The 16,334-nt window shown below is 42.0% G+C and carries 19 protein-coding genes and 1 riboswitch; of the genes, 9 read left to right on the forward strand and 10 right to left on the reverse strand.

Features of this window, described 5'->3' with window-relative positions; genetic code table 11:
• Positions 1–38: 38 nt before the first annotated feature.
• Positions 39–752 carry a FixH family protein gene (locus tag ACIQYG_RS07490; RefSeq protein ID WP_402836701.1) on the reverse strand — a complete coding sequence of 238 codons (714 nt, stop codon included), beginning with the start codon at positions 750–752 and terminating at the stop codon, positions 39–41.
• A gap of 94 nt (positions 753–846) precedes the next feature.
• Positions 847–1,419, reverse strand: a complete 573-nt coding sequence (locus ACIQYG_RS07495) for a YitT family protein (RefSeq protein ID WP_402836703.1) — start codon at positions 1,417–1,419, stop codon at positions 847–849.
• A 616-nt stretch (positions 1,420–2,035) separates the two neighbouring features.
• Between ACIQYG_RS07495 and ACIQYG_RS07500 the strand changes: the two genes are divergently transcribed.
• Positions 2,036–3,388 carry a hemolysin family protein gene (locus tag ACIQYG_RS07500; RefSeq protein ID WP_402836704.1) on the forward strand — a complete coding sequence of 451 codons (1,353 nt, stop codon included), beginning with the start codon at positions 2,036–2,038 and terminating at the stop codon, positions 3,386–3,388.
• A 187-nt stretch (positions 3,389–3,575) separates the two neighbouring features.
• The gene (locus tag ACIQYG_RS07505; protein WP_170956573.1) at positions 3,576–3,725 is read left to right on the forward strand and encodes a hypothetical protein; all 150 of its coding nucleotides are present in this window, start codon (positions 3,576–3,578) and stop codon (positions 3,723–3,725) included.
• Between the two features lie 7 nt (positions 3,726–3,732).
• On the opposite strand, the gene ytvI is transcribed toward ACIQYG_RS07505, so the two are convergent.
• Positions 3,733–4,776 carry a sporulation integral membrane protein YtvI gene (gene ytvI, locus ACIQYG_RS07510; protein WP_402836707.1) on the reverse strand — a complete coding sequence of 348 codons (1,044 nt, stop codon included), beginning with the start codon at positions 4,774–4,776 and terminating at the stop codon, positions 3,733–3,735.
• 128 nt (positions 4,777–4,904) lie between these two features.
• Here ytvI and ACIQYG_RS07515 point away from each other — a divergent pair, with 128 nt between their 5' ends.
• The 3 genes from ACIQYG_RS07515 to ACIQYG_RS07525 all read left to right on the forward strand — a co-directional run bounded on the left by ACIQYG_RS07515 (position 4,905) and on the right by ACIQYG_RS07525 (position 6,485).
• Positions 4,905–5,108 carry a hypothetical protein gene (locus ACIQYG_RS07515; RefSeq protein ID WP_057275739.1) on the forward strand — a complete coding sequence of 68 codons (204 nt, stop codon included), beginning with the start codon at positions 4,905–4,907 and terminating at the stop codon, positions 5,106–5,108.
• 255 nt (positions 5,109–5,363) lie between these two features.
• Positions 5,364–5,987 (forward strand): hypothetical protein, encoded by a 624-nt coding sequence (locus tag ACIQYG_RS07520; protein WP_402836709.1) that lies wholly within the window; start codon positions 5,364–5,366, stop codon positions 5,985–5,987.
• A gap of 78 nt (positions 5,988–6,065) precedes the next feature.
• Positions 6,066–6,485: a MarR family winged helix-turn-helix transcriptional regulator gene (locus tag ACIQYG_RS07525; protein ID WP_402836710.1), complete on the forward strand. Its 420-nt coding sequence runs from the start codon at positions 6,066–6,068 to the stop codon at positions 6,483–6,485.
• 66 nt (positions 6,486–6,551) lie between these two features.
• Here ACIQYG_RS07525 and pdxR read toward each other — a convergent pair whose 3' ends face one another.
• A complete protein-coding gene (gene pdxR / locus ACIQYG_RS07530; protein ID WP_402836712.1) occupies positions 6,552–7,943 on the reverse strand; it encodes a MocR-like pyridoxine biosynthesis transcription factor PdxR in 1,392 nt (463 codons plus the stop codon).
• A 103-nt stretch (positions 7,944–8,046) separates the two neighbouring features.
• Here pdxR and ACIQYG_RS07535 point away from each other — a divergent pair, with 103 nt between their 5' ends.
• The gene (locus tag ACIQYG_RS07535) at positions 8,047–8,625 is read left to right on the forward strand and encodes a GNAT family N-acetyltransferase (protein WP_402836714.1); all 579 of its coding nucleotides are present in this window, start codon (positions 8,047–8,049) and stop codon (positions 8,623–8,625) included.
• A 47-nt stretch (positions 8,626–8,672) separates the two neighbouring features.
• Here ACIQYG_RS07535 and ACIQYG_RS07540 read toward each other — a convergent pair whose 3' ends face one another.
• The 3 genes from ACIQYG_RS07540 to ACIQYG_RS07550 form a co-directional block, all read right to left on the reverse strand.
• Positions 8,673–8,816 (reverse strand): hypothetical protein, encoded by a 144-nt coding sequence (locus tag ACIQYG_RS07540; protein WP_402836716.1) that lies wholly within the window; start codon positions 8,814–8,816, stop codon positions 8,673–8,675.
• Positions 8,817–8,890: 74 nt separating this feature from the next.
• A complete protein-coding gene (locus tag ACIQYG_RS07545) occupies positions 8,891–9,346 on the reverse strand; it encodes a GNAT family N-acetyltransferase (RefSeq protein WP_402837171.1) in 456 nt (151 codons plus the stop codon).
• Positions 9,346–10,377, reverse strand: a complete 1,032-nt coding sequence (locus ACIQYG_RS07550; protein WP_402836718.1) for a nitronate monooxygenase — start codon at positions 10,375–10,377, stop codon at positions 9,346–9,348. The genes ACIQYG_RS07545 and ACIQYG_RS07550 overlap by 1 nt, the downstream gene beginning before the upstream one ends.
• 144 nt (positions 10,378–10,521) lie before the next feature.
• On the opposite strand from ACIQYG_RS07550, the gene trhO reads away from it, so the two are divergent.
• Positions 10,522–11,487: an oxygen-dependent tRNA uridine(34) hydroxylase TrhO gene (trhO, locus tag ACIQYG_RS07555; RefSeq protein WP_402836720.1), complete on the forward strand. Its 966-nt coding sequence runs from the start codon at positions 10,522–10,524 to the stop codon at positions 11,485–11,487.
• A 309-nt stretch (positions 11,488–11,796) separates the two neighbouring features.
• On the opposite strand, the gene ACIQYG_RS07560 is transcribed toward trhO, so the two are convergent.
• Both ACIQYG_RS07560 and ACIQYG_RS07565 read right to left on the reverse strand, forming a co-directional pair.
• Positions 11,797–12,429 carry a superoxide dismutase family protein gene (locus ACIQYG_RS07560; RefSeq protein WP_402836722.1) on the reverse strand — a complete coding sequence of 211 codons (633 nt, stop codon included), beginning with the start codon at positions 12,427–12,429 and terminating at the stop codon, positions 11,797–11,799.
• 171 nt (positions 12,430–12,600) lie between these two features.
• Complete coding sequence (locus tag ACIQYG_RS07565) at positions 12,601–13,908, reverse strand: CitMHS family transporter (protein WP_402836724.1); 1,308 nt, start codon at positions 13,906–13,908, stop codon at positions 12,601–12,603.
• A gap of 202 nt (positions 13,909–14,110) precedes the next feature.
• Here ACIQYG_RS07565 and ACIQYG_RS07570 point away from each other — a divergent pair, with 202 nt between their 5' ends.
• On the forward strand, positions 14,111–15,322 hold the full coding sequence (locus ACIQYG_RS07570) for an MFS transporter (protein WP_402836726.1): 1,212 nt from the start codon (positions 14,111–14,113) through the stop codon (positions 15,320–15,322).
• A 49-nt stretch (positions 15,323–15,371) separates the two neighbouring features.
• Complete coding sequence (locus ACIQYG_RS07575) at positions 15,372–15,548, forward strand: hypothetical protein (protein ID WP_402836727.1); 177 nt, start codon at positions 15,372–15,374, stop codon at positions 15,546–15,548.
• Positions 15,549–15,566: 18 nt separating this feature from the next.
• Positions 15,567–15,657: riboswitch (cyclic di-GMP riboswitch) on the forward strand.
• A gap of 339 nt (positions 15,658–15,996) precedes the next feature.
• Here ACIQYG_RS07575 and ACIQYG_RS07580 read toward each other — a convergent pair.
• Entirely contained in the window at positions 15,997–16,158 is a 162-nt protein-coding gene (locus ACIQYG_RS07580; protein WP_402836729.1) for a hypothetical protein, read from the reverse strand.
• Positions 16,159–16,334 lie beyond the last annotated feature (176 nt).

The following is a 16,334-nucleotide window of genomic DNA, read 5'->3' on the forward strand; positions in this document are numbered from 1 at the left end:
TGATAAAACCTGTTTAAACAATTCGATCTAAAAAACAATCAATTGACTTGAATGGTCTGCAGTTGATGTTCATGCACTTCGTCTTTTTCAACATGTACCTGCACCTTATAGGTTCCCGCTTCTTCGAAAGATACCTTATTTAGATATGTTCCATTTCCATCTTCTTCAGCTTTGGTGAAATGACTTTCTTCACTGCCTTCCTTCCACACCTCGAAATTCACATCTGCATTTGTCAGTGGCTTCCCATTCAATTCAACTGTCGCTTCAAAGTTCGAACTGTTTCCTGCCTTTACAGGGTTACTTTGAAACTCGATAGATACATCCGTACTAGGATGAACCGATGCACCTTCACTTTCATGTTCTGGAACGACAACTTCTTTTTCAGGCATTACATGAAGGCCTTCAGCCGTTACATGGGAGACTACAATATATTTGCCTTGTTCTTCAAAAGTATGCATCACTTGATACATGCCACTTCCAGTATTCTTTGCTTCAAGCATTTCCCGTTTATCCTGTCCGGACTTTCTCACTTCAAACAGTACCACATCAGCTTCATTCACCAATTGGCTTCCCTGTTTCACTGTCGTTTCAAGAATGACTTCTTTTCCTGGCTCCAATTTCCCTTTAATGACAATCGATGCATCCATCGATTCTGGAACAGCACTGTTCACTTCCTTATCCTCTGGCATTTCAGATTCTTGACACCCTGCCAACATGACTAACAAAGCAGTGCACATATAAAGTTTTTTCATATGAACTTCCCTTTACTATTTATTAGACTAAAAATCTGTCCTCTTCATATTGCCCATCCTTTCCTTTTTTCTGATTTTTATACATAATTTAAGATCAAATAGTTCGCATCACGGTGACTGAAGTCAGCATGGCTACCGCGATGATCGTTAAAAATGAATATAAAAAGATTGAAGTCCCCACAACGCTCAATCCGCAAAGCAGTACACATCCATCAATGAAAAAAATAAGCAGACCTACATTGAGTCCACTCTTCCTGGAAATGATCTGTGCCAACATATCCGTTCCGCCTGTAGAGGTCCCATACCGAAGCATCAAGCCGATTCCAAGTCCAATCAACCCTCCCCCGATAATCGCACTTACATAAATGGGAAGGTTCCATCCTGTGACGGCGTCGGAAAAAATATCGATGCATAAAGAGGAAAAAAGCAAGCCATGCAAGCTGTTCAGAAATAATTTTTTTTCAAAATACCAAGCATATATATATAATGGAATGCTGCTCAAAATCACACCCAGTCCAGTCGGAAGTCCTATATAGTAATGAAAAATCAGCCCAATCCCTATCATGCCGCCATCCAATAAATGATAAGGTATCAGAAAAAAATTGATTCCCACACCCACTAGCATGCTGCCGGCAATGATCGCTGCCATCCTTTCCATGATTTTCATGGCTGCCACCCCCTTTGATTCTTGCTTTTAAAACTTGTCTTGGTTTCTATAGAATATGTTTGTACCATCCAAAAAATAATGAACTGACCAATTTTTTATGAAACGGCCTCTAGTTTTCTGAATATTCTATAATATGTTACAATAAAGTAGAGAAAACAGTCAAAAACAGCTAATTATTAGCTCAAATTGATCCTTTACAAGCAATTTACCGGATTTAAGGTGCAGTAAGCTGTTTGACTGAATGATTAACTCTTTCTATAATGAAAGTATTTAATTAATTAGATTGAGGTGATTTGATGGGGCATTAAAGAATGTTCGTTTTGACGGACGGACGCTGCTTTGCGTAACGGATATGGGCATCCTTTTGGAAAATGGCTGCACTCCTTCAGACAGAAATTCTTCTATTTCCCGTCTACGCATCGCTAATCGGCATATACTATTATTCTCTTCATCACTTAAAGATATGGGAGTTCAAGCGGCTGCACATCTATTACCACAGGCTTTTTTGAAGTAATCCCAAAAATATTCAGCACGGCAAAAAAAATATACTTGTATATTTTAAAAATGTAGGAGGTGTACTCCTTATTCGTCTCGAAGGCGAGTTAAGGGAGACTATTTGGACATAATAAACTTGGTTCTTATTGCCATTTTGATTGCTTTAACAGCATTTTTTGTAGCTACGGAGTTTGCGATTGTTAAAGTGAGAAGCACGAGGGTCGATCAATTAATTGAAGAAGGAACGCCGAATGCTCTTTCAGCAAAGAAAGTCATATCCAACCTGGATGAATACCTCTCAACATGCCAGCTCGGAATTACCGTTACCGCTCTAGGGCTTGGGGTGCTTGGGGAACCGACAGTTGAAAAGATTTTGCATCCACTCTTGAATCAATTGAATCTCCCAAATTCAGCTTCACATGCACTCTCGGTTGCAATTGCCTTTTCTCTCATTACCTTCATGCACGTGGTTGTTGGGGAATTGGCACCAAAAACATTGGCGATTCAAAAAGCGGAGCAAGTCACTTTATTGGTTTCCAAACCTTTAATTGGTTTTAACAAAATCATGTATCCATTCATCTGGGTACTGAATGGCTCTGCAAGGACGCTTACAAGAATGCTAGGATTAAAAGCGGTTTCCGAACATGATTTGGCTCATACAGAAGAAGAGCTTCGAATCATTGTTTCCGAAAGCTACAAAAGTGGCGAAATTAACCAATCAGAGTTTAAATATGTGAATAAGATTTTTGAATTCGATGATCGGATCGCAAAAGAAATCATGGTTCCACGTACAGAAATTGCAACGGTATCCAAAGATGATACGATCCAGCAGTTTTTCACCGTAATGGCGGAAGAGAATTTTACACGATATCCTGTCATTGACGGTGATAAAGATCATGTTATCGGAATGGTCAATATCAAAGAGCTATTCACTGAAATGATAGACAAGAACAATCAGTCAGCGTCAACGATCGAGCGATATGTTCGTCCGATCATCCGTGTCATTGACAGTATCCCGATTCACGATTTACTTTTAAAAATGCAAAAGGAACGGATTCACATGGCTATCCTCATGGATGAATACGGCGGTACATCAGGTTTGGTGACCGTGGAAGATATCCTTGAAGAAATCGTTGGCGATATCCGCGATGAATTCGACCTGGATGAAGTTCCGGATGTCCGCAAATTAAAAGAAGATCACTACATCATCGATGCCAAGGTATTAGTCAGTGAAGTGAATGATTTACTTGGATTGGATATCAATGATGAAGATATTGATACGATGGGTGGATGGATCCTTACCGAGAATTATGAGGCCAAACAAGGTGATATCCTGACTTATGGTCCCTATAACTTTAGGATAAAGGAAATGGAAGAACACCATATTCGTTATATTGAAATATATAAACAAGCAAAAGTCGTAAGCGAAGTGAAAGAATTCCCGATCATATCACAAACCGAAATCGTTTCATGATAATAACCCCCGTTCCTAAAAACAATAGGAGCGGGGGTTATTTTTTTCAACTGGTACATGAAATTAAATAAATACATATTATATAAAACCTGCTTCATTTAACATTGGATGATTACATGAAGTATAGTTCTACCTTTATTGTTTCATACTGTTAAAAAAGCGATACTTTTTGAAGGAGTGAGGAATCATGAAACTCATAACCATTTGCCAGCACTGCAAAGGAAAAGGTAAAACCCGTTACCTGCAATTCTTCTCCCGAGACTGCAATCATTGCAACGGTCAAGGTAAAGCGGTAAAAGATATGTCAAATTTAAGAAATCAGGCCAAAAACATCTAATACTCTTTCATATTTTGAAGTTGGTTTTGATGACACCTGCCCTCTTTAGCGTATCATAAACAATCAGTATCGAAGGTCCAAGGAAAAGCCCAAGGAAACCAAGCATCTTAAAGCCTAAATAAAGACTGACCAACGATGCCAAGGGGCTTAATCCCATATTTGCTGAATAGATTTTTGGTTCGATGGTCCTTCTTATGATGGTAATCACCAGGAATAGGATGATGAGGCCAATACCAAGATGATGATTTCCTTGAGCCCAAACGATCGCTGCCCAAGGAACCAGTACAGATCCCGTCCCCAAGATAGGAAGAATGTCCACAACCACTATTAACAGTGCCAATGGAATCATATACTTCACATTTAACAACCATAGTCCTCCATAAGCCATGATGAACGTTATTAAACTCAACAGAATTTGCGCCTTTATGAAGCCTACGGCTGCCATACTTAAATCTTGATAAACTAGCGAAATCTTTTGATAGGTGGATGTCTTTAAATAAAGGATCGCCTTTTTTCTTAATTTAGGCAAATCAAGACTGAATAAGAATAAAGCGATTAAGTAAATTAAAAAGTCAATGAAAAATCCCGGAATGAGTGTAACGAACTGAACCATATCCTGAACAAAGCCCTCTGTGAACCCCTCCAGAGCCATGACTCCCTTTTCCATCGTCTGTTCTATCGATTGAATGAGATTTGGCGGCAAAGTTTGGGAATACCGTTCCCATTGCCTAATGACTGGCAATATAGCCGTCAAATACACTTCACGTATGAAACCGGGAAATTCCTCCGAATAGACAATGACCTTCTTGATTAATACCGAAAAGGAAAAATAAGTGATGCTTATAAGCCCGCCTACATATAAAACAAACGAAATCAATACTGCCCAAAAACGATGCAGCTTTGCCGTTTCACCAATCATTCGGACCAATCCATCCAAAAGAATGGCGGTGAGCAACGCTAAAATCAACGCCCATGAATAGGGAATGACGATTAATATGACTAAAAGGAGAATCCCCCTCCAAAACCAGCGAAAAAAGACGGCGACATTCACTGAACAAACCCTCCTTGCACTTTCCTGTTCTCCTTATATTTATGAAACGGGGTCACATATATTTCGCTTATACGTTTTATTTTCACAATAAGGGGAAAAAGGGATATAAAGAGATGGAGGGATTGACATTGGATAATAAAGATAAAGAAAAGTATCTTGAAGAGCGTAATGATAAATCCAAGGCCTTCAAGAAAAACCAGGAAAAACAGCTGGAACGTGATCAAGTGGTCATGCCCATTGATGATTTACCAATTGATGAAATTAAATATGAACATCAAGAAGAACGAAATAAAAAAGAAACAAAGCACCGCTCCACCAGCGAAAAGTTTTAAACAAAAACCAGCCACTTTTGAGGCTGGTTTTTGTTTGCAGGATATAATTGCATTCTGCTCCAAGGTAAGGTGGCGTTTTTGACTTTCACCAATTCTCGGCGGCAATTTGATACTTGCTAATGGAACATTCTAACTAAATGTTATAACAAAGTGGATTGGAGAGGAAGGTACGAGACTCCTGCGGGGAAAGCGCGTCCAAGGGAGACCCCGTAGGCACAAGCCGAGGAGGCTCCCCGGACCGCCCGCGGAAAGCGAGTGCCTGGAGCGGAAATCCACGTCCAAATTATACTAGCCATAAGAAGGGGCCGGAAAACGTATCTTTCTTTAATTGATGTACCGGCAACACCTTCAACTTCTCATGTATGGTTTCTAACCAAATGTTATAACAAAGTGGATTGGAGAGGAAGGTACGAGACTCCTGCGGGGAAAGCGAGTCAAGGGGAGACCCCGCAGGCACAAGCCGAGGAGGCTCCCCGGACCGCCCGCGGAAAGCGAGTGCCTGGAGCGGAAATCCACGTCCAAATTATACAAGCCATAAGAAGGGTCCCGAAAGCGTATCTTTCTTTAATTGATGTACCGGCAACTCCTCATGTATGGTTTCTAACTAAATGTTATAACAAAGTGGATTGGAGAGGAAGGTACGAGACTCCTGCGGGAAAAGCGCGACCAAGGGAGACCCCGCAGGCACAAGCCGAGGAGGCTCCCCGGACCGCCCGCAGAAAGCGAGTGCCTGGAGCGGAAATCCACGTCCAAATGGACAAACCAATTGTGCATATGCCCCCCCTTTGTTTTTTGATGATTTGGGAAGGCCGGGCTTTCCCTCAATCCATTAATATTTTTCCCTTCTCCGCTTTGCTTCCAAAAATAAACATTGACTGAAATAAATGATTCTTTACAATAGACTTTTAAGAATTTAAGAATATAATGGATTGGTCGACCATTATAAAGGAGAATCATATGACGAACCCTACTCAATTATTTCATCAATATTTACAAGTATCGAGATCTTTAGTCAGCAAAATGAATGAACAAATTACAACCCTTGAAATTTACCATAATCAGTGGACAATCCTGAATTACTTAAAGAACTGTGGCTATTCCACAATCCCGGATATTTGCAGTTACCTGGATGTAGATAGTGTTATCATCACACGTTCGGTCAACAGTATGGAACAGAATAATATGATTAAACAAGTTCCTGGTAAAGATGAACAGGAAAAACGAATCGAACTGACCCCCCGGGGCAAAGAGGTACATACAAAATGTCTTAAAATTGCAGAAAAAATCGAAGGAAAAGCCCTGGAAGGCATTACTGAAGAAGAACAGGAAGTATTTTTCCAGACTGTCCTTAAAATCCTTAATAATATAAGAAATTAAAATGGGTAGCTTATATCATTGTTGAATAAGTGTGAAGCAAGGCCTTTTCCTTACTTTCGCACCAAGCTATAGCCATGCCTTTTTTAAAAGCCGGATTCCAGCTTCGATTTCCCTTTCGGTTAACCCACCGTACCCAATCAAAATAGTCGGATCTTTCACATTCTTTGAATGATAAACCGATGTTGGGTGGACTTTAACCCCTACACTGGCAGCCTTCTGGATGAGCTCTGCCTCACTGCTGCCGTTTTTTACTTTTAAAAGAACGTGCAATCCTGACTTTTCACCGATTATGGCTACACGATCATGGAAGCTTTCTTCAATTGCATTCAGCAGCACCTTATTCTTTTTACGATAAATCGTTCGCATTTTATTCAGATGGCGTTCCCAATGTCCATTTTTCATAAAAAGACAGAGCGTTTCCTGAATCAGTCTGGAAACGGTCTGTTTATATCCAATTAACTTATGCTGAAAGCCGCAAGCCAACTCCATGGGTAATACCATAAATCCCACCCTGATCGATGGGATGAGCGACTTTGAAAACGTGCCTAGGTAGATGACCCTTCCATTTGTGTCCAACCCCTGCAAGGACGGAATCGGTTTGCCTGCATGTCGGAATTCCCCGTCATAATCATCTTCAATAATATAACCATTTTTTTCCACTGCCCAATTCAGTAATTCCACCCGTCTAGTTATCGGCATGATCATACCGGAAGGAAATTGATGGGAAGGAGTGACATAGGCAACATTCGCTGCACTCTCTTTCAAGGAGTCCACACTCATTCCACTTTCATCCAAGGGTATGAATGCCGTATCCGCTCCCTCCAGCCTCAGTACCTCCCTTACCCGATGAAAGCCAGGGTCTTCCAACCCAAACAACTGCTCATTTCCAAGAAGTAACCGCAGCAGATGGATGAAATACTGGGTACCTGCTCCAATGATGATTTGATCAGCCCCACAGCGGACTCCTCTCGATTGAAATAGATAGGATGAAATCTCAGCCCTGAGCCCCCATTCCCCTTGAGGGTCACCGCTCATGAACATTTCCCTTTCCTGTAGATACAACGTATTGTTCAAGCATTTTTTCCACACGGCATGCGGGAAAGAATCCACGTCCACCCGGCCATGATTGTAATCTATCTCATTTCTTTCATTTGGAGGGCCCATCATCCCTTCTGTTACAGGCAACGGCTCATTCAATGCTGAGATCGGCTCTAAATCGGCTACATAATAACCTTTCCTCAATTGACTTTCCACATACCCTTCTGCCATCAACTGCTGATAAGCCGTATCCACTGTATTCAGGCCTATCCCTAAATGCAAGGCCAGCTTACGTTTAGAAGGCAGTTTCATTCCGGCCTTTATTTGCCCATTTTGGATTTCCTTTATAAAGTATTTATACAATTGGACATATAAAGCTTCTTTATTCGTTTTATCTAAGGTTAGAGTGATTTCAAACATTTGGTCCTCCTTCAATCTGGTTCCATACATTATATCAGCATTGGTCCTTATTGAAGAACCAGAATATTTTTATAATGAAGATATCAATCAAGAGGAGGATACTATGGAACATATCGAATTGTTCGGGAAACACGTGATACTCACCCCGATTATGGAACATCATATCGAACCGCTTTATGCCGCTTCCCTGCCATCTGAAATATGGGAATGGAGCGCAACCAAAATTTTGTCATATGAAGAAGCGATTTCCTATGTAAAGGAAGGCATTCGAGCAAGGGAACAGGAACTTCATCATCCATTTGTCGTTATCGATCAAACTGATGATTCGATAGTTGGCAGCACGAGCTTAAGAAATATTCAATTTCATAATCAATCCCTGGAAATCGGCGCGACTTGGTATCATCCAGACAAATGGCGGACAGCCATTAATACAGAATGTAAGTACTTGCTACTGCAGCATGCTTTTGAAAAGTGGCAAATGAAACGGGTTGAATTCAGGACGGACGAATGCAACCAAAGATCGCGTGCAGCAATAACCAGGCTCGGTGCCCTTGAAGAAGGCATTTTGAGAATGGAGAAAAAACTGCAAGATGGAAGGATCAGGAACACGGTGGTCTACAGTATTCTCGAGCATGAATGGCCCAGTGTGAAAAGGAAATTGGAAGCCTTTTTGAAAAGGTGAAGATGAGAAAAAGAGTGCCGTTGTTATGCACTCTTTTTCTCTTGCTGCTATTTTTCATTTGAGTCTTCATGAATTTTCGATAAAGAATCCTTTTGTCTTTTCGTTGATCGAATGAATACGAAAACGCCAATCGCAAATAAAAACGGCATTAGTAAAGCAAAAAGAAGATAAATCATATCACCAAAGAACAAGTTCATTCCCCCTAAGCAATGCGACGCGCACTTTTGTCTGTTAAGCTTTTCCGTCAAACTTGGATGATCATTGCTTAGTCTAAACTTTGTGACAAGCGAATCATATCCTGGCACTTAATCCCATTTTCATAAATGGCCTCGGAATAGTTTCTATTAAAAAAATCCCGATCGACCCCAGTTATTCTAAATCCGCACTTTTGATAAAGGGCAAGTTGCCCTATCCCCGAATTTCCCGTTCCGATTTCAATCGTTTTATATCCCTGTTCCCTTGCATGGCCTATCGCGTGTTCAATCAATTGCCTGCCGATACCTCTTCCATGGTACTGTTCATCGACCGCGATGTTCATTATCTCTATCAGTTCCGGGCCTTTTTGCAGTAAAACACAAACGCCGATCATTCGCTTATCACTCACGGCAACAAAGGACGTTCCGTTCCCCAAGTATTCCTCGACCAATTCCGTTGAAGGATCTGCCAAAAGCAATAAATGCATCGGGGGTGGCTCGTCCAAGAATAATTTTCTAATTTCCATCAGCATCCAAATCCTTCTCCGTTTAGTTCTTCTACAAGCAGTTCAACCAATTCCGATGCAGGAAGTTCCCTGCTCAACTTATATCCCTGTCCTGCCCACAAAGCCATCAATTCAGGATTGTTCTTTTGTCCGGCCGCTTTTCGCATTTGTTTTGTCATGTGATGGACATAAGGATAGGCGACCGGTGCAACACTATCATATTCCGTTAAAAAGTGATTCACCAACCCGCGTGCCCTCCGGCCGCTGAAGGCTCGGGTAACAGAAGTCTTAGTAAATCGGGGATTTCCCAGCGCCGCCTTATGGACCGGACTTGCCCCGCTTTCGGGACAGCGAAGGAAAGCCGTTCCCAATTGCGCCGATGTTGCTCCCGCTTCGAGCACAGCCGCGATATCCTTTCCATGCATCAGTCCGCCCGCCGCAATGATCGGTAAGTTCAGCTCAGCTTTTATCATCCGAATCAATACTAAAAGACCGTAATCATCTTCTGTGCGGTTATCAAAGCTGGCCCGGTGACCCCCTGCTTCAATCCCCTGTACACATAGAACGTCGGCGCCTGCTCCCGCCGCCTTTTTTGCTTCCTGAAGGTTGGTTACTGTCACGGCTATAAGGGAACCGACATCTTGGAGCTCCCTTATTACATCTTCCGTTGGACATCCAAACGTAAAACTGACGATTGCGACCGCAGCCTCCTTCAATACATGTAGTTTATTCCCCCAATCATCGTCATCACTATCAGCCTTTCCAATCTCAGCCCCAACGCTCTCGGCCTCTTTTTCAATCTTTTCACGATAGGCAGATAATATATTTTCATCCACGACCCCGTTGCCTGGCACAAATACATTCACGCCAAAAGGGCGCTCAGTCAAATGGCGGGTCTGCTCTATCTCGTCCTTCAGCTCTTCTGCAGTCTTATAGCCAGCTGCAAGAAAGCCTAACCCTCCTGCAATGGATACTGAAGCCGCAAGTTTTGGAGTGGAAGCTCCTCCTGCCATAGGTGCTTGGATGATTGGATATCTCATTAACTCTTTCAACTTTCCATACAACTCCTTTTGATTTTCCTTCATGCCCTTATCATTTTTACGTTTTCTTGGTATAATGATTATCTGTAAGAGAAAAGTGTCTAAATGATCACCCTTTATATCTTGCAAATATAAAACATAGGTGGTAAATAAAAAATGGAAACAAAACCATATAGAGTATTACTTTATTATTTGTATGTACCAATCGAGAATCATGAAGAATTCGCAGCCGAACATCTTGCGGCATGTAAAGCCCTTGAATTGAAAGGCCGTATCTTGGTGGCTTCAGAAGGTATCAACGGAACAGTTTCAGGTACGATCGAACAAACCGACAAATATATGGACATGATGAAAAGCGATCCCCGCTTTGCCGATATCGTGTTTAAAATAGATGAAGCTGACGGCCATGCTTTCAAAAAAATGCATGTTCGTCCACGCAATGAACTTGTAACGCTTCGCTTGGAAGAAGACATCAACCCGAACCGTACGACAGGCAAATACTTGAGCCCGAAGGAGTTCTTCGAGCAAATGCAAGATGAAAATACCGTCGTCCTTGATGCCAGAAATGACTATGAATTTGATTTAGGACATTTCAGGGGCGCAATCAAGCCGGAAATCACGAATTTCCGTGAACTTCCTGAATGGGTCCGGGAAAATAAACAAATGTTCGAAGGCAAAAAAATCCTAACGTATTGCACCGGCGGTATCCGCTGTGAGAAATTCTCCGGCTGGCTTGTCGAAGAAGGCTTTGAAGATGTAAGCCAGCTGCATGGCGGCATCGCAACATACGGGAAGGACCCCGAAGTCCAAGGTGAGCTATGGGATGGCCAAATGTATGTTTTCGATGAAAGGATTGCTGTACCTATCAACCAAAAGGAACATGTCATTGTCGGACGCGATATTTATTCCGGTGAACCTTGTGAACGCTATGTCAATTGCGCTAACCCTGAATGCAATAAGAAAATCCTTTGCAGCGAAGAGAACGAACACAAACATATGCGCAGCTGTACTCATGAATGCCGAGTACATCCGCGTAACCGCTATGTAGTCGAGCATAACCTTTCTGAAGAAGAAGTGGCTAAGAGATTACAACTAATCGAAGAAACCATTACGGCAAAATGATTTTAGCAAACCCGAATCAGTGGACAAGATCCCTATTCGGGTTTTTTATCGATTCAAACCAAATCTTATTTCCCTATATTAAATCTATGCCTTGGACTTCATCCCACTGCAAGAATTAACTATGATCTTTTAATGCCATCTGCTTCTACTGCAATATTACTTACATTCTTACTTCTATATCACAATAGAAAAAACCTTCTTAAATCGTAAAAAGAAATAAAATATCCTCCATTAAACCATTAGCGGTCAGCAGGTTTACCTTCAATGAAAAGAGCGATTCCTCTTTAAAGGAATCGCTCTTAATTCATGTTATTTTGCCTCTGCACTTACAACAATCCCGCAAGCTTGTCTATCGCCTGCATCACCAGTTTTCAAAGTATCTGCATCCGGTCCTTTTTCTCCATTGGCTTCATAACGGTCAGGGATATTGGCAAAGTTGTCTGGATTCGCATGGACGATTACAGCCAGCTCCTCTTTCTTCAGTTGGTCTATTGTCATGTTATCCAATGTTGCCGAATATTTGGCTGTCCCATCTTCTTTTACATATAAAGGAGGCATATCCCCTGCATGTTTGGAGTGCGTTTCATCAGTTGGATTGAAGTGTCCTCCCGCTGTAGTGAAAGGGCCATCCTTGGCATCCGCCTCACATACTGCGTTTTCGTGAACATGGAATCCATGATAGCCTGGCTCAAGGCCTTCCAAAGCGGTCTCGATCACTACAGAATTCTCTTCAGAGGTAAAGTTCACCGTTCCAAGTGTTTTTCCTTCTACATCTTTAACTTCCGCTTTCACCTGCGGATCGACCTCTGTATCTGTTCCTTGTCCCACTGCATTCAAGTCCTCGGCATTTTTGTCCGCCTGATTTGAATCATCCGCTGAATTGCATCCATACAGCAAAAAGGCAGCACACATTGGGAGCACAAGCTTTTGTTTATAGTTCATGATAAAATTCCCTCACTCTCTTTTATGTATCTTCCTCTTATTACTTTCCACTATTATGGAAGAATAAACAGAAAACGGGATAAATAGGAAAATAGATTACACTAGTGAGAGTGAGCACCTTACTAAATTCACAGATAAGGATTTACAATATAGCTTAAAGGGCTCACATTTTTACAAAGTGATGACCCCGAAAGCAATGGCTGCGATCGTCATGATGATGGTTGTCCCAAACGCCCATTTAAACAGGAATTTTTGATGATCCCCAAAATCCACGCCTACAAGGCCAATCAATATGAATGTTGCAGGCACCAATGGCGATAATGGGAACCCTGCGGTCGAATGACCTAATAAAGCCGCCCTTCCGATTTTTACAGGGGCAATGCCGAAGTTCGCTGCCGTTTCACTTATTATTGGTAGAATGCCAAAATAATAGGCATCAGGTGAAAAAATGAACCCCATCGGTATGCTCGTCAACGCTACCACCAGTGGCAAATGTGCCCCGAGCCACTCCGGAATGACGGTTACGATTGAAGCAGCCATCGAGTCCATCATCTTTGTTTCTGTGAATACACCCGTAAAAATCCCGGCGGCGAAAATGAGTGTACAGATCATCACGAAACTATTGGCATGACTTAAAATCCTTTCCTGCTGTTCTTTTGGGTTAGGGAAGTTAACGAATAGTGCAATCGCAAAAGCGGAGGCAAATAAGATTTGGATCGGCAGCACTTCCATCACCAGCAAAACCATCAGTAAAATCGTCAAGGACCAATTAAACCAAAAAAGCCTGGATGTTCCTTTAGGTGCGGTTTCAACAGCTGCAGCCTGTTCGCCCATACCAGGTGGCATGTTCGTCTCCATGGAACTGACTCCTAATCTCTCCCTTTCCTTCTTGCCAAGTACATATGCCGAAAAAAGCGTCCATAAAAGACCGCAAATCATGACCGGAATGAGAGGAATGAATAACTCCGATACTTCAACCTGAAGGCTCGCGGCCGCCCTTACCAAAGGACCTCCCCATGGAATCATATTCATGACGCCAGCGGCCAAACCAACGACACAGGCCAATATGAGCCTGTTCATCCCTAATTTGATATAAAGCGGCAACATGGCCGAAACAGTGATCATGAATGTGGAAGAACCGTCTCCGTCCAAACCTACCAACATGGTTATAATGGCGGTTGCCATGACAACCTTTAGCGGATCTCCTTTTACAAAACTCAGTATTTTAGCGATCATGGGCTCGAATAACCCGACGTCAATCATTAAACCAAAATACAGAATAGCAAAAACGATCATGACTGCGGTCGGTGTCACCTTTAAAATACCCGCAACCATCATATCTCCCATTTCCGAGGCAAACCCACCAATCAAACCAAAAGCTATCGCCGTGAAGATAAAAGCGACAACCACTGATAAACGCTTCGTGATGACCAAGACCAGAAACGTTAAAATCATGCAAAATCCTAAAATCGTCAACATGTTAAAAACTCCTTTAATTGTAAAAATGAAAACATTTTTCTTTATCTTATTTTTCTGAAAAATCAATATTTTCACATTATACCATTTGCCCATTCATTAAAAAACCAGTTAAACAAATTCGTTTAATAAATTAGTTAAATTCTGTATACTATTATTTAGGAACCCGAAGTTTTTTTCGGAGGAAAGAAGTGTTGTATGTAAAATGAATGCTCACAAAATAGCAAAACGGAATCTTTTAATCATGTGGTTCGCCAATTTCTTCATAGGCGGGAGCATGACGATGGTTCTCCCATTCATATCCTTATACATTGGTACATTCGGAGATTATTCGACTCAATATATCCAGCATTGGTCCGGATGGACATTTGGAATCACTTTTGTGACTGCCTTTTTATTTTCTCCCATTTGGGGACGAATTGGTGACAGGTATGGCAGAAAGAAAATCTTGATTGCTTGTGCCTTTGGGATGGGTCTGTCCATTTTCCTGATGGGATTCGTTGAAAATGTTTGGCAGCTATTCGTCCTAAGGATGTTCACGGGAATATTCACTGGCTTCATTTCCATGTCCCAGGCCTTCATTTCAACGCAGACTCCCAAAGAAATTGCCGGACGTGTACTGGGAACCTTGCAAACGGGAAATATAACCGGATCCCTTTTCGGACCATTGCTTGGCGGCCTGCTCGCAGACACACTCGGCTATTCAACCGCCTTTAAATTCACCTCCATCACCATTTTCATCTCTGGACTTCTTGTTTTTGCAACCAAGGAGTACCGAATGGAGCGGCAAAAGGGAACGAAGTCGAGCTATACAAGCAGGGAGGTTCTCTCGCATATCTTTAGAAATCCCATCCTGGTGAATGTCATGCTCATCTCGACGCTCGTTCAAGTTGCCCACTTCAGCATCCAGCCCATTCTTTCTTTATACGTTGGTGAGCTGCATGGAACTTCCAACCTTGGTTTTTATTCAGGAATCGCCTTTTCTGCAGCTGGCCTGGGGAATTTATTGATGGCGCGTCACTGGGGCAAGATAGGTGATCGGCATGGACATGTGAAGATTCTTGTGCTGCTTCTTTTTTTGACAGCTCTTGTCTACTTGCCTGGTGCCTTCATCAATCATTTTTGGCAGCTTGTCTTTGTACGTTTCATACTGGGCATGGCAATAGGCGGCATCATCCCTGTAAGGATTGCCTACATTCGCCAAGAAGCGCCTGTCGCAATGCAGGGGGAAGTACTTGGGTACAATACGAGCCTGCGCTTTTTAGGCAATATCATCGGACCCGCAATGGGCGGAATGGTTGCTGGTTTCTACGGATTCTCCGCCGTTTTCATCACGACCAGCACGTTACTCCTAATAGCTGGACTTGTCCTCTATTTCGCGATGCACCGTAATCCGGAGTTGGCCAGATCACATTAATTACATTTTTGGCAAGAAAGCCTGCTTACATCTAGAAGCAGGCTTTCTCATGTTTATTTCTCATACAGCTGTAGTACTGGATACTTCTGGAACTGGATTTCGTTTCGGTCGTATTCCGATACAGGCAGTGAGGCCAAAAATGAACAAGAAACCAGCTGCTGCACATGGTTTCCCAAGTTATAGCGTCAAAAGGGGAAGGTTGGCCGCAGCCATAAACACTTCATAACATCAAATTTTATGTTAAGATTATTTTAGGCAAATTTTATGAAAGTAAAAGACGCAAAGCCACGGGCCTAACACAACATCTTAGTTGTCATGGCAGCCGGGTTGCCAAGATTTTTCTTGAATGGATCACTTTATTATTAATTTCTTGCCCCTTTTTAATTTGCCTAAAATTAAAAATAGGAGGGTTATATATGTTTTTTCCTACCATTTATACAGCTACTACGGATGAGAGACACATAGTTAAAGATAAAAATACTTGTGCATGCGGCACAAGGTATAATGTATTCGCAATGTTGACCAGAAGCGACCTTCGAAAGATCAGGTTTAAGCATTATAAAGAAGTGACATGCCCTAAATGTAAATCCAGTATCATTGATAAGGAATAGCCTCTTGACACCGTGATGAGGGTTCCTACTCCAAGAACTTTGATAGAGCTGGCCTTTTCACCCTCACCACTTCCATGTATGTTGAAAAGGGAAGTTATTGTCCCGGTAACCATAGCCATCTTCCTCATGCCAAGTGACTCCTCTTCCAGTTTCAAAACTGCAATCCGGTATGGCCTGTAGATCAATCAATGTCGCATATTCGACCATTTTAGCTTTATCTTCCATTTCTCTTCAAACTTTTATCTAACTGTCCTTTACATCTTTTCCGGAATTTCACCATGGTGAATGGGAAAAGAATCAGGAAAATGCTAATGATCATCCCCTCTCAAAACGTTTGCCACAAATCCCCATGAAAATTCCAATTGAAATGATTCAACATCCAATGTTTCTTGGATTATAAC

This window comes from Peribacillus sp. NPDC096622, from assembly GCF_044762665.1.
In the GTDB taxonomy this organism is placed as follows: Bacteria; Bacillota; Bacilli; order Bacillales; family DSM-1321; genus Peribacillus; species Peribacillus frigoritolerans_B.